11 protein-coding genes and 1 tRNA gene are annotated in these 13135 nt (G+C 59.1%); 5 read left to right on the forward strand and 7 right to left on the reverse strand.

Features of this window, described 5'->3' with window-relative positions; translation table 11 throughout:
• Positions 1–53 precede the first annotated feature (53 nt).
• Positions 54–1289 carry a polyhydroxyalkanoate depolymerase gene (gene phaZ, locus WNY37_RS03295; protein WP_342972033.1) on the forward strand — a complete coding sequence of 412 codons (1236 nt, stop codon included), beginning with the start codon at positions 54–56 and terminating at the stop codon, positions 1287–1289.
• Positions 1290–1302: 13 nt separating this feature from the next.
• Here the strand turns inward: phaZ and WNY37_RS03300 are convergent, their stop codons facing one another.
• From WNY37_RS03300 to WNY37_RS03330, 7 genes are all read right to left on the reverse strand, one after another.
• The gene (locus WNY37_RS03300; RefSeq protein WP_342972034.1) at positions 1303–1788 is read right to left on the reverse strand and encodes a copper chaperone PCu(A)C; all 486 of its coding nucleotides are present in this window, start codon (positions 1786–1788) and stop codon (positions 1303–1305) included.
• A 42-nt stretch (positions 1789–1830) separates the two neighbouring features.
• Positions 1831–2871 carry a tryptophan--tRNA ligase gene (gene trpS, locus WNY37_RS03305; RefSeq protein WP_342972035.1) on the reverse strand — a complete coding sequence of 347 codons (1041 nt, stop codon included), beginning with the start codon at positions 2869–2871 and terminating at the stop codon, positions 1831–1833.
• 23 nt (positions 2872–2894) lie between these two features.
• Complete coding sequence (gene murJ, locus WNY37_RS03310; protein WP_342972036.1) at positions 2895–4448, reverse strand: murein biosynthesis integral membrane protein MurJ; 1554 nt, start codon at positions 4446–4448, stop codon at positions 2895–2897.
• 28 nt (positions 4449–4476) lie between these two features.
• Positions 4477–7302, reverse strand: coding sequence for a [protein-PII] uridylyltransferase (locus tag WNY37_RS03315; RefSeq protein WP_342972037.1), 2826 nt, complete (start codon positions 7300–7302; stop codon positions 4477–4479).
• Between the two features lie 55 nt (positions 7303–7357).
• Positions 7358–8164, reverse strand: a complete 807-nt coding sequence (locus tag WNY37_RS03320; protein WP_342972038.1) for an inositol monophosphatase family protein — start codon at positions 8162–8164, stop codon at positions 7358–7360.
• 33 nt (positions 8165–8197) lie between these two features.
• Positions 8198–8590, reverse strand: coding sequence for a helix-turn-helix transcriptional regulator (locus WNY37_RS03325; protein ID WP_342972039.1), 393 nt, complete (start codon positions 8588–8590; stop codon positions 8198–8200).
• A gap of 246 nt (positions 8591–8836) precedes the next feature.
• Positions 8837–9718 (reverse strand): N-formylglutamate amidohydrolase, encoded by an 882-nt coding sequence (locus tag WNY37_RS03330; RefSeq protein ID WP_342972040.1) that lies wholly within the window; start codon positions 9716–9718, stop codon positions 8837–8839.
• 132 nt (positions 9719–9850) lie between these two features.
• On the opposite strand from WNY37_RS03330, the gene WNY37_RS03335 reads away from it, so the two are divergent.
• From WNY37_RS03335 to WNY37_RS03350, 4 genes are all read left to right on the forward strand, one after another.
• Positions 9851–10210: a response regulator gene (locus tag WNY37_RS03335; protein WP_119375949.1), complete on the forward strand. Its 360-nt coding sequence runs from the start codon at positions 9851–9853 to the stop codon at positions 10208–10210.
• Between the two features lie 67 nt (positions 10211–10277).
• Positions 10278–10352: transfer RNA gene (locus WNY37_RS03340), tRNA-Val, on the forward strand.
• 581 nt (positions 10353–10933) lie between these two features.
• Positions 10934–11359: a TadE/TadG family type IV pilus assembly protein gene (locus tag WNY37_RS03345; RefSeq protein WP_342972041.1), complete on the forward strand. Its 426-nt coding sequence runs from the start codon at positions 10934–10936 to the stop codon at positions 11357–11359.
• 1 nt (position 11360) lies between these two features.
• Entirely contained in the window at positions 11361–13100 is a 1740-nt protein-coding gene (locus tag WNY37_RS03350; protein ID WP_342972042.1) for a pilus assembly protein TadG-related protein, read from the forward strand.
• Positions 13101–13135 lie beyond the last annotated feature (35 nt).

A 13135-nucleotide genomic window follows, 5' to 3' on the forward strand; every position in this document is an offset into this window, starting at 1 on the left:
CAATCTGGTATAAAGATCGCATATGTTGCAGTGCAACATGATGGGATCGTATAGTGCTCTATTCACTCGTTGAAATGAATCGCGCGGCGATGGCGCCTTTACGGCTGCACGCCAAAGCCACAAATTCTATCTGGTCTTCGCCGGTTAACCCGCTTCGCGAAACGCAATTTGCGAAGTCCGTTTCTGCGGCCTCGAAAGTGTTCGAGCGCGCCACGCGGTTTTATGGCAAGCCAGAATGGCAGATCGCGTCCACCGAAATCAAGGGCAAGGAACACGCCGTTGAGCCAACCACAGTGTGGGCGACGCCGTGGTGCCAGCTGGTTCACTTCAATACCGAGAATGTCGCGCCTGATCGTCCGCAGCTGCTGATCACTGCGCCGCTATCGGGCCATTACGCGACCCTTCTGCGCGGTACCGTCGAAGCCTTCCTGCCAACCCATGAGGTTTACATCACCGATTGGACGGACGCCCGGATGGCACCGGTCTGGCTCGGCCGGTTCGATCTCGACGATTATATCGATCACACCCGCATGATGCTGGAATATCTTGGCGCAGGCGCACATGTGCTGGCTGTCTGCCAGCCCGGACCGCCTGTCCTCGCGGCCATTTCGATGATGGCCGAGGATGGGTCCGAGGCGCTGCCGGCCACGATGACCTATATGGGGTCGCCCATTGACGCGCGGCGTTCGCCGACAGTGCCGAACCGCCTGTCCGAAGAGCGCAGCCTGGACTGGTTCCGGTCCAAGATGATCCATACGGTTCCACCGCCCTGGCCGGGGGCGTTCCGCCGGGTCTATCCGGGCTTCATCCAGCTGACCTCCTTCATGCACATGAACTGGGACCGCCATGTCGATGCGCAGGCCCGTTTCTTCGACCACCTGGTTGAGGGTGATGGCGACGGCGCGGACAAGCACAAATCCTTCTATGACGAATACCTCGCCGTGCTGGACCTGACCGAAGAATTCTACATCCAGACGATTGAGCGTGTGTTCCAGAAATGCCTGCTGGCACGGGGTGAATACCGCTACCGCGATGAGCGCCTCGTCAAGCCGGGCTTCATCGAGACGGTTGGACTGATGACGGTCGAAGGCGAACTGGACGACATTTCGGGCATCGGTCAGACGCAGGCCGCGCACGATCTCTGCACCAGTATTCCGGACGCGATGAAAGCCGATTATGTGCAGCCCGGTGTTGGCCACTATGGCGTGTTCAACGGCTCGCGATTCCGCGATGAGATCGTCCCGCGCGTCATCGACTTCCAGAAGAAAGTCACCAAGAAAAAGAAATAGGAGGAGCCGTCGGCTATTCGCCGACAGCGCGCACCTCTGCCTCTGCTTCGAGCGTCAGCGGCTCGTCGCGGCCGTCCACGTCAAAATAAAGGGTGACGTTGGCGACATCACCGGCCGCCAGACCTGGCTCCAGGCCGAAGAACATCAAATGGTCACCGCCGCGATCGAGGTCGAGCGTTTCGCCATCGCCAATGTCCCAGCCATCTACAGGGCGCATTTTCATCGTGCCCTCATCCATCGACATGGTGTGCGTTTCGACGGACGAGGCGACCTCACTGGTCGCACCGGTCAAGCGCACATCGCCGCCATTTGCCGTGATCTCGATGCCGCCCATTGTGACATCACGCCCGCCGATCGGGGCCATGATGAAGGCGTCGGTATAGGATAGGACAGGACCGTCCGCAGCAGGCGTCGCTTCTGTCTCTGACGGCTCGGAGGCCTGGCTGCAGGCAGCGAGAAAAAGCGGGATGGCAGCAAATCCGAGAATGAAGTGTTTCATAGCTGAAGGCCTCTTGTTTGAAGGGTCTATCGTCTGCCGAATTCAGGGACGCCAGAAGCCGACGATCTGACGCACCTCTTCCATGACCGGGGCAGCAATCGCATTGGCCTTCTCAGCCCCTTGCCGCAGCGCTGCGTCGATTTCGTCTGGATTGTCCATAAGCTCGCGCATGCGCGTGGTGATCGGCGCGAGGTGGTCGACAGCAAGATCGGCCAGTGCCGGTTTGAAGGTGCCGAAGCCTTTGCCGCCATACTCGGCGAGCACCTGCTCGTCTGTCAGGCCGGCCAGGGCACCATAAATGCCGACAAGGTTTGCCACTTCCGGGCGACCTTCCAGTCCGGCGATCTCACTTGGCATGTCGCCCATCGTGTCGGTCTTGGACTTCTTGATCTTGCGCGAGATTGTGTCGGCATCATCGATGAGGTTGATCCGCGAATTCTCCGCCGGATCGGATTTCGACATCTTCTTCGTGCCGTCCTTGAGTGACATGATCCGCGCGCCGGCCCCTTCGGTCAGCGCTTCGGGAAGCGGGAAGAAGCCGGGCGCGTCAAAGTCGCGATTGAAGCGGTCTGCGATGTCGCGTGACAGCTCAAGATGCTGGCGCTGGTCTTCGCCCACAGGCACATGCGTCGCCTTGTAAGCGAGGATGTCTGCGGCTTGCAGGACCGGATAGTTGAACAGGCCGACCGAGGCGCGCTCAGCGTCCTTGCCGGACTTTTCCTTGAACTGGATCATCTTCTCCAGCCACCCCATCCGCGCAACGCTGTCGAAAACCCAGGTCAGCTCTGTATGCGCCAGAACGGAAGACTGTGCGAAGAGAACCGATTTGCCGGGCTCCACGCCGCTTGCCATCATCGCGGCGGCAATCTGGCGGGTCTGGTTGGCAAGCTGCGACTTGTCGAACGGCATGGTGATGGCGTGTAAATCCACGACGCAGAAGACGCAGTCCCACCCGTCATTCTGCAGCCGGGTGAATTTCTGCAGGGCACCGAGATAATTCCCAAGGTGGAGATTGCCGGTGGGCTGGATACCGGAGAAGACGCGCTGCGGTCCGGTATAGGCTGGGGTCTGTGTATCGCTCATGGCGCCGCCAATAGCGCAAGGGCCTAGCCGCGCCTAGCCCCCTTGATGTCACTCAGCCGGATCGCGCCGAAAAGAACGGCGAACAGGCCGTAGGCGGCTGCGCCCGCCGCAGCGATGGCGAGGGCCGCGAGGAATTTGGAATTGAGCGTATAGGCCTGAACCGTCTCGCTCATGCCGGACAGGTAGATAAGCAGTGCGGCCAGCGCTGCAGAGGCCACAAGGACGCTGGCGAGCCGCTGCAAGAGGCGCGGGCCAGGCTTGTACCATCCGCGCTTTTGCAGCGTCAGAAACAGGAGACCGGCATTCACCCATGCGGCGGTACTGGTCGCAATGGCAAGGCCGGGGAAGCCGGCGATGCCCTGCGATTTCAGCCAGAAGAACAGGCTCGCGCCGAGCACGGTGTTCACTGCTACGGAGATCAGCGAGAAATTCATCGGCGTCTTGGTGTCTTCGCGCGCAAAAAAGGCCGGTGCCAATACCTTGATCAGCACAAAGGCAGGCACGCCCCAGCCAAAGTGAAAGAGCGCGCGGGCTGTTTGCAGGGAGTCGTCGGACGTGAATTCGCCTCGGCTGAAGAAGCCGTCGACAAAGAGGAACGGGGCCGCCATCAGCGCTGCAGCGGCGGGCACGGTGAGGGCCATGGCGAGGCCAAGACCATTATCCATAACGCCTTGAGACCCTGCATGATCATCCGAGCGTGCGGCCTTGGCCAGGCGCGGCAGAATGGCGAGACCCACGGCCACACCGACCAGTCCGAGCGGGAGCTGGTAAAGCCGGTCTGCCGAATAGAGCCAGGTCTTTGCGCCTTCCTCGAAACTGGCGAGCGACTGGCTGACGAGAATGTTGATCTGCATGCCCGAGGCAGCAATCGTGCCCGGGATCGCCAGCGCTGCAACGCGCCGGACGCCGGGCGTGAATTTCGGCCAGCCAAGACTCAGACGGATCTTCTGGCGCGAGACGCCATACCAGAGCAGGCAGACCTGCAGAAAACCGGCGATGGAAACCGCCACTGCAAGAGACTTTGAAACCGCGAAATTGTCCGAGCCATAAAAGGCGGCGGCGAGCAGACAGAGATTGAGCAGTGTCGGCGCCCCTGCCGACATGCCGAACCGCCCGGCAGAGTTCAGAACGCCAGACAATAGCGCTGCGAGCGCCATGAAAGAGAGATACGGCATGGTGATCTGCGTCAGCAGGATCGCCAGTGGGAAGTGAACCGGATCATCGCGATAACCGCCATGGATGACCAACATGATCCATGGCATCGCCGCCTGCGCGATGATGACCAGCAAGGCCGTGACGGCAAGCAGCCCCCGCAATGTCTCATTTGCCAGCTTCTGCGCCGCCTCCGGGCCTTCTGCCTCCAGCGTGCGGGCATAGACCGGAATGAAGGCCTGCGCGAAAGCGCCTTCGGCAAAGACCCGCCGGAACAGGTTCGGAAACATCAGTGCGGTGAAAAAAGCATCTGCCACCGGGCCCGCGCCGATTTTCGCCAGGATGACGGCGTCGCGCAGAAACCCCAGCGCGCGGCTGCCAAGTGTCCAGGTCGACTGGGTCAGGGTATTTCGAAGGACACTCATATTGGGGCAAGTCTCTCCGGAACGGCGATCAGAAGCTGTCGGCGGCGTTGGCCTGTTTCAGGCTGCGCGCCGGCGTTCGCGGCGCGTCCGGTTCATCGCGCTTCAGAACGTCCAGAAGTTGCTCTTTGAGTGACGATATCTTGTCGGCGTCAAAATTGTCCGGCAGCTGAACATAGAAAGCGTCGAAAACGCGCTCTCCATAGCTGCCGACATGCGCCGAGTGGATCGAGATATTCTGGTCCGCCAGCACGGTTGCGACATCATGCAGAAGGCCGGGGCGGTCGCGTCCCGCCACGTCGATCACGGTGTATTCGGTTGAGACAGCCTCATCGATCTCCACTTGCGGGATGACCTTGAAGGCCGCTTCACGGCGGTCAGCAGGGGTCGGGATGCTGGCGATCGGGGCGTCGCTGGTGAACACGCGGCGCACTTCACTCTCGAGCCGCCGCAGCCGGCTCTCATCGCCGGCAGCAAACACGCCCCCCTTGCCATCCTGAAGGATAAAGACGTCGACAATGAAGCCTGACGGTCCGGTATAGACCTGCGCTGACACGACGTTCGCGCCCTGCGCGGCGATTGTGCCAGCCAGGCGGGCAAACAGGCCGAGACGGTCATGGCCGGCCACCAGGAGAGAGACGCCGCCCCCGTCTTCGCGCACATTTGCAGAGATGATGGGCGATTCAGTCGATGTCAGTTTCGACGCGTGGTCGGCAAGTTCGTCCACATCGAACCCTGTCCAGTAGGACGGGTCCATATCGGCCATGACCTGCGGGATCGAGCCGATGCGTTCCTCTAGCGCCTCACGGCTCTTGCTGGCGCGCATTTCCAGCTCCATGGACACGCCGCGTTCATCGGTACGCCCGCCGCGAAGGGCGGCCTCGGTATTGTGGTAGAGGTCTTCCAGCAATTGTCCTTTCCAGGCATTCCAGATGCCCGGGCCGACAGCGCGAATATCCGCGATGGTGAGGATGTAGAGCAGGCGCAACCGCTCGACAGAGCCGACCATGGCGGCAAACCGCACAATCGTGGCCGGGTCGGCGATGTCTCGCTTCTGGGCAGTCTCACTCATTTCGAGGTGATGCCCTACCAGCCAGGCGATGAGATCGGTTTCGGCCTCGGAAAGCCCCAATCGCTTGCCGGCCTTGGTGGCCGTCTTTGTGCCCTCGATCTGCTGGTCGCCATGGCCTTTGCCGGTATCGTGCAGCAGCATGGCGAGGTAGAGAACCTGCTTGTTCTCGATCCGCTGGAACAGGCGGTGAGCAAGCTCAAAGCCTTCGCCGCCTTCGCGATCCATCTCTGCCATGTACTCGACGGCGCGGATCGTATGCTCATCCACGGTGAAGTGGTGGTACATGTTGAACTGTGTCTGCGCGACGATGCCGCCAAATTCCGGCAGGAAGCGGCCGAGCACATCGGCTTCGTTCATCCTGTGCAGGGCCAGGCCCGGGTCGCGCCCTTCGACCAGAAGATTCAGGAATGCATCCCGCATTTCGGGGTTTTGGCGCGTCTTCGAATTGATCAGCTTGGAGCTGCGGGCCGCAAGCGTCACGGCGTCGGGGTGGATATCATGTTCGGTCTCGTCGGCGATCGCGAACAGGCGGATCAGATTGGCCGGATCCTTCTTGAAGACATTGTCTGCGGTGACGTTGATCCGTCCACTATCAATGGCAAAGCCTTCCTGGGGCAGGGCTTTGGGCTGGCCGGCAGGGATGAAGCGGCGCCAGCCTTCGGGTTTCTTTTTCTGCTCGGCTTCAAGTTTGGCGGCGAGAATTCGGGTCAGGCCGCCAACATCTTTCGCGACGAGAAAATAGTGCTTCATGAAGCGCTCGACGCCAAGCTGTTCGGCCCGGTCGCGGTATCCCATGCGGGAAGCGATTTCCGGTTGCAGATCAAAGCTGAGGCGTTCTTCGGCGCGGCCGGTCACATAGTGGAGATGGCAGCGAACCGTCCATAGAAAGCGCGCGGCACGGATGAAGACGGCATATTCATGCTTGGTGAACGGTCCCGATTGCATGACGTCTTCCAGCGTTTCGCCATGCTTGATGTGCTTGGCGATCCAGTAGAGCGTCTGCAGGTCGCGCAACCCGCCTTTTCCGTCTTTGACATTCGGCTCGACAACGTAACGCGTATTGCCCTGTTTGGCGTGGCGCTTGTCGCGTTCTTCCAGCTTGTCCGTAATGAACTGCGCGTCCTGGCCTTCAATGGCCTGTGCGTGGAAGGTCTCGAGTGTCGTCTTGCCAAGGTCCTCGTCGCCGAACAGGAATCGGGCATCGAGCAGGGACGTCTTGATGGTGACATCCTCCCTGGACAGGCGGACGCACTCCTCTGGCGTTCGAAACGCGTGCCCGACCTTCAGGCCCATATCCCAGAGGGCGTACAGCATGTATTCGATCACGCTCTCTGCGTGAGCGGACGCCTTGTAGGGACGAATAAACAGAAGATCGATGTCGCTCGAAGGGGCGAGGACGTGACGGCCATAGCCGCCGGTAGCGAAAACAGCGAGCCGTTCGCCTTCTGTGGGGTTGCGGGCGCGGTGAACGTGGACTGTCACATAATCATAGAGGGCGTGCAGAACTTCGTCCTGCACCGCGGCGAGCAGGCGGGCCGTATCAAGCCCATCCGAGCCCTGTTGTAGCCGCTCCTGCGCAATCATCCGGCCGCGGAAGAGCGCGCCGTGAAGATGGTTCAACACTTCCTTGCGAGCGGCCGCCTCGTCGCCCAGATTGTCGAGCGCCGCTGCCGTTAGTTTGATCCGCAGCGACCGGCCATCGATGATGTTGGAAATTTTCCAGTTATTCGGCCAGGCCTTGGTCGGCAGCTTCTTGTGAACGAGAGATTGGCTGTTGTCGGTCATGCCAGATTATCTAGCGCGATTTCGGGCAGAATGACCAGCAATGCTGCAGTTCGGCTCATATCGCTGATCGGCGCAGCGAGATCAGGGCCTGTTCGAACACGCCTTCTGAAGACGCGCAGGCGATCTGGGAGCCGAGTCTGGCTTCGTTTCCGCGCCAGTCCCGCGCGATACCCCCAGCGCCGCGCACGACCGGCACCAGGGCCGCCACATCATGCGCCTGGAGACCGGTTTCACAGACAAGATCGATCGTACCCGCGGCGAGGCGCGCATAGGCATAAGCGTCCAGCCCGTAGCGGCTGACTTTCGCCGTGGCGCGCAAATGCGTCCATGCGCCTTGTTCGGCAGGTGTCATGATAAAGGGATCGGTGGTGGCGATGATGGCCTGCCTCAGATCCGTGCACGCCGACACAGTGAGCGCGGACTTTCCATCCGCCGTCTCGAGAAAGCTACCGGACGGAGCGCCATAATATCGCTCGCCGACGACCGGTTGGTCGATCACGCCGATAACGGGGTGTCCGTCCGGGTCCACAAGCGCAATGAGTGTCGTCCATACTGGCAGCCCGGCGATAAAGGCGCGGGTGCCGTCAATCGGGTCGATCAGCCAGGTCCAGCCAGACGCGCCTTCATGCTTGCCGAATTCTTCGCCGTCGATGCCGTCATCAGGCCGTTCTTTCGCGAGAATATCGCGAATAGCCTGCTCGCCGGCCTTGTCGCCGGCTGTCACAGGGTCGAAGGCCGCGCCGCTCGCCTTGTTTTCAGCAGCGGTACCTGTCCGGAAATAGGGCTGAATCGCAGACCAGGCGGCATCTGCGAGCCGCCTGGTCAGGTTCAGGATGTCATTTTCATCGATTGTCTGGCTCATGCCCCAGCGCTTTGGGCCAGACAAGGGCGAGCGTCAAGCAGCGCCGCTATCGCTATTGTCGGTTTCCAGCGCCTTTGCGAGATCGAGAAGGCGGCGGCGCGGACGCTCACCGAGGCGGTAATAGGCCCGAACCAGCTCAAGTGTCTCTTTCTGGCTCAGAATGTCGCCATCCATCTGGTCGGCATCATTCGCAGCGAGAAGGTCATCTGTCTCGATCCCGTCAAAGAAGTACTGCACAGACACGTGAAGTGCCCGCGAGAGATCAAAAAGTCTCGAAGAAGTCATGCGGTTTGCACCACACTCATACTTCTGAATCTGCTGAAACCGCACACCCACCTGATTGGCGAGTTCCTGTTGTGTCAGTCCCAGAAGTCTACGGCGGCGGCGGAGGCGTTTCCCCACATGCAAGTCCGTCTTGTCCGTCATATCCCGGCTCCCATCTACCCCCGGGAAAAGTCCCGGAATGTTCCTGATGAGACAGGAGAGCAAGCTTCATGCCGGAATGTGTGGCGGGTTGCCGCATGCGAAAATGCATTGGTTGTCATTTTAGGGGTTGCATTTGCTGCGGCGCACAATAGATTGGTCTCAGCACTGCGGTGCTAACGCCTTCTGGCGTTTCCTCCCTTTACCTTATAGGCCGCGCCGGCTTGGCGCGGCCCTTTTTTTTGCCGCTTACGCTGAGAGGCGGACAGAAAACCGACATATCTCGCTTATGACATGCTGCACCGCAGATATGACAGTTTGCATGGACGGTTTTGGTTCAACCAGAGTCTCATCCATGTAGAGCTGCCGGTTGATCTCGATCTGCAGGGCGTGAACATGCCGCTTTGGCCGACCGTAGCGCCGGGTCGTATACCCGCCAGCATAGGGCGCGTTGCGCACGACTGTGTAGCCGGCCTTACGAAAAGCGCGCTCGACAAGGTTGGTCAGCTGGCTTGTGCAGCTTGAGCCAAACCGGTCGCCCAGAACGATGTCGGGCAATTCCCGGCGTCCCGGCTGATTGGACGGCATGGAGTGGCAATCGATCAGGATGGCGCAGCCAAACGCCTCGCGGAATCTCCTGATCTCATCGGCCAGAGCCGTGTGGTAGGGCGCATGCACGCCTTCGAGACGGGTGCGGGCATCGTCTGCTGTGATCTTGCCGGAATAGATATTCTCGCCGCGGGCGCCTATCCGCGGGAAACAGCCAAGGCCGGCCTGAACCCGGGCTGATGGGGCAGCGACAGGACCGGGCGCGGCCCCGTCGATCATGTCCGGGTCGAGTTCGCGTGCGTCGCGATTGAGATCCACGAAACTTCTCGCATGTGTGGCTGCGATCAGTGTGGCGCCTGCCGCCGGCGCGCCGGAAAACAGATCATTCACGAAAGCATCTTCAATCTGGCGAAGGTCGAGCAATGGAACGCGCAGCTTCTTCAGCAGCGGGTTGGGGTAGTATTGTCCGCTATGAGGCGATGCGAAGATAACCGGACATTCGGCCTCGGCCGACCGAGACAGCGTAAAGGGAGCGACCTTATCGGCCGCGTCCATATCGGTTTTGCCTGCATCATCGATCATGCTCATTGTACACAGATGGTTGAGCATTTGGCAGGAAGGTCAAGCATATCGGTTCTGTTCACTTCGAATTTACCCGAAGCACTGTCTATGGAATCACTATCAGAATAAACGGCGATTGCGGAGTCGGCCCCCATGAGCAAAATCCTGCTTGCAGAAGATGATGAGATGATGCGGACCTTTCTGGCGGCGTCTCTGAAGCGCGCGGGCCATGATGTCCAGGACTTCGAAGATGGCGAAACCGCGCTTGCGGCGCTCGAGCGTGAAGTGTTCGATCTGCTTCTGACGGACATCGTGATGCCGGGCATTGACGGAATTGAGCTCGCCCGCCGCGGCGCTGAACTCGACCCGGCCATGAAAATCGTCTTCATCACAGGCTTTGCCGCCGTCGCGCTGGCGTCCGGCACACCGACGCCGGCCGGCGCCAAGATCCTGTCAAAACCGTTTCACCTGAGAGAACTGGTCGAGGAAGTCGACCGTGTGATCGCGGCCTGACATTCGTCTACATTGCGGGCTTGACTTGCGCCCCCCAAAGCCCGATTAGGGCCGCTTCAAAACGAGTGGGCGGTTAGCTCAGCGGTAGAGCACTACATTGACATTGTAGGGGTCACAAGTTCGATCCTTGTACCGCCCACCATTTTTCACGCATTTGATACAGAGAGTCAGGCAAACGCCTGGTCTTTCGCTGCGTCTTTAATTGTCCATTTGTGCGACTGCCCGAGCACGCTGCTTTGTCCCATGCTTTTCAGAGCGGGGAGACCGTCGGCGAAGTCGTCAAAATTATGCGAAATGACGGCAGAATCCCCTCTGCTCGCCGCCTCATGAAATCGGTTGGCTTGATGTTGGTATACTGCACTTTGTAAGCCCGATTATTAGGATCGAGAAAATGTCTTAACCTGTAGCAAACATTGCAGGTCACAAGACGTGGAGTGTCTCCTCAAGCGCCTCCAGAGGCGGCTTTACTATACTATATACAATACTCAATTCTTTAAAATTAAGAAGTTTAGAATTATTCCAAAAAACCTATATAAAACAGTAGGTTGATCCGTGTCATGTGTTCGCGTGACACGATTATTTGAATTTCCACGTTTCCGGGAATGATTTTGTTAATTTCTCACGCACAACTCTCTCCCTAAAGTGTTCAGGATTAGGTTTGGAAAACCAAAAATAGAAACCTGCCCTGAGCCTGATGGATGTGCTTGAGAAACAGGTAACAGAATGAGTAATCGACCAAAATTTGCTAAAAGTAATGATGGTGTTGCTGCGATAGAATTCGCGATTGTCGTTCCCTTATTACTTCTATTCGTATTCGGTATTATTGCATACGGCGTGTATTTCGGCGCCGCGCACTCTGTGCAACAACTTGCGGCCAACAGTGCGCGCGCGGCAATGGGCGGTCTCGACATGGAAGAGCGCCAGGAGCTCGTTCATGCCTATGTCACAACCGCTCTGGAAGAGGGTGGCCTGCTTCTGGACGATCATGTTGGGATACAGGTATCGGCCAATGAGGAGCGTTCCGACTTCCTGGTTGTGACTGTGTCCTATGACGCAAGCGAACTGCCCGTGTGGAATCTCTACAATGGGCTGCCCATGCCGGAGAAAACGATCACACGTACGTCACTGATCCGCGCAGGCGGATACTGATATGTTGTCCCTTCCGTCACTCCCATATGTCCGGTTCTGCCGGAAGCTCGCCGACGATTTATCGGGTCAGGTCGTCATAATCGTTTCCATGATGGCACCGATCATTGTCCTGATGGCGGCTTTTGCGGTCGACATCGGCGCAACGTCTGAGCAGAAGCGCCGGCTTCAGGGGCTTGCTGATATTGCCGCTATCGCGGCCGCAGCGAACGTCGACGATGCTGAAAAAGCCGTTTATACGCTTCTTGCCGACAACAATTTCGGGTCCCTTGATACCGAGACGCTCCGCAACCAGGCCGAGAGCCACCGACAGCTCGCGCTGGAAGGGTATGATAACAGAATTTCGGTGGAGCTTGGTCGGTATGTCCCCGACCAAGAGCTCGCCTACAGTGTTCGGTTCGTACCTGGTGGCGAGCCGGTAAACGCCGTCCGCGTCTCTTTGAAAGATGCGCCGGCCCGTTATTTTGACTTCCTGGGCGAGGGTGGCACGGCGATTTCTGTGTCCGGTACGGCGACCGTGTCGTCACAAGTCGCAATGTCCATCGGGTCCCGGCTGGTCAGTCTTGAGGGCGGACTTGTCAACGCTTTGCTGTCCGGCCTGACAGGCTCTGAAGTTTCGCTCTCGGCGATGGATTACAACGCCTTGCTGGATGCTGACGTGGACCTCCTGCAGTTTTCCGATGCCTTGGCCAGCAATCTCGATCTCACCGCCGTGAATTACGACGATGTGCTGGAGAGCGATGTGTCTCTGGCCCAGGTTTTCGACGCGATGGCAGACGTTAGCGATGGGTCTGCACGGGCCAAAACGGTGCTGCGTGAACTCGCGGGCGATGATGCGATGGCGGATCTGACCGTTCCACTCGCGCAGCTGTACGACTTCGGCCCCCTCGGCCGGGCTGAACTCGGCAGTGTCGACGGCGATATGGATCTCGACCTGGACGCCGTCGAAATGCTGACGGCCAGCGCGATTGCCGCCAATGGTGACAATCAGGTCGACCTTGACCTCGGTGCGTCTGTGCCAGGCCTTGTAGACACCAGGATTTCCTTGCTGGTCGGTGAGCGTCCGCAATCGGCAAGCTGGTTTTCGCTGACGGATGATGGCTCGTCGATGGTCTCGACCGCTCAGCTGCGTCTCTTCATAGATACGTCTGTGAGTGCCGGAAGTTTGCTTGGCGGTGATCTTGTTCGTCTGCCGCTTTATATCGAGCTTGCTTCCGCCGAAGCGCGCATTGTCGACGTGATCTGCACCGACAATAACACGCAGGTCCAGCGCGTCGATGTAGAAGTCCAGCCGTCGATCATGACGCTTCAGATCGCGGATCTGAAGGATGGTCTTGTGGCTTTGAATGAGGACCAGGAGTTAAAGCAGGCCCGTCTGCTCAATGCCCGCCTGATCGAGGTTCGTGGCTCATCGCGCACCAGCCTGTCATCTCCGAACGCGCGAACGCTGCGCTTCCATGAGTGGGATATTGGAGGAGACCCGAAAACGGTCGAGACTCGTGAGGCCTTGCGCGGTGCCATTGCCTCCACGATTGGAACCATGAATTATGACATCGATGTCGCGGGCCTTTCCCTGACGACGCCAACAACCGTGGAGGGCCTGGTGAACAGCACACTTCAGTCTGCAGCCGGCCCGGTCGATTCAATCGTCGAAAGCCTGACCAGTATGCTCGGTATAGGCCTCGGCGAGGCTGACGTATGGGTACACCATGCGCGATGTAACAGATCCGTGCTGGTGCAATAATCAAAGGCGGGACCGGAGGGCAACTTCCGGTCCCG

The sequence above is a fragment of the Henriciella sp. AS95 genome, from assembly GCF_038900055.1.
In the GTDB taxonomy this organism is placed as follows: Bacteria; Pseudomonadota; Alphaproteobacteria; order Caulobacterales; family Hyphomonadaceae; genus Henriciella.

Coding starts and splice junctions, on each gene's coding strand:
- WNY37_RS03335 (WP_119375949.1), top strand. CDS start 9,851: ATGAGCAAAATCCTGCTTGCAGAAGATGATGAGATGATGCGGACCTTT.
- WNY37_RS03315 (WP_342972037.1), bottom strand. CDS start 7,302: ATGACCGACAACAGCCAATCTCTCGTTCACAAGAAGCTGCCGACCAAG.
- WNY37_RS03300 (WP_342972034.1), bottom strand. CDS start 1,788: ATGAAACACTTCATTCTCGGATTTGCTGCCATCCCGCTTTTTCTCGCT.
- trpS (WP_342972035.1), bottom strand. CDS start 2,871: ATGAGCGATACACAGACCCCAGCCTATACCGGACCGCAGCGCGTCTTC.
- WNY37_RS03320 (WP_342972038.1), bottom strand. CDS start 8,164: ATGAGCCAGACAATCGATGAAAATGACATCCTGAACCTGACCAGGCGG.
- murJ (WP_342972036.1), bottom strand. CDS start 4,448: ATGAGTGTCCTTCGAAATACCCTGACCCAGTCGACCTGGACACTTGGC.
- WNY37_RS03330 (WP_342972040.1), bottom strand. CDS start 9,718: ATGATCGATGATGCAGGCAAAACCGATATGGACGCGGCCGATAAGGTC.
- WNY37_RS03350 (WP_342972042.1), top strand. CDS start 11,361: ATGTTGTCCCTTCCGTCACTCCCATATGTCCGGTTCTGCCGGAAGCTC.
- WNY37_RS03345 (WP_342972041.1), top strand. CDS start 10,934: ATGAGTAATCGACCAAAATTTGCTAAAAGTAATGATGGTGTTGCTGCG.
- WNY37_RS03325 (WP_342972039.1), bottom strand. CDS start 8,590: ATGACGGACAAGACGGACTTGCATGTGGGGAAACGCCTCCGCCGCCGC.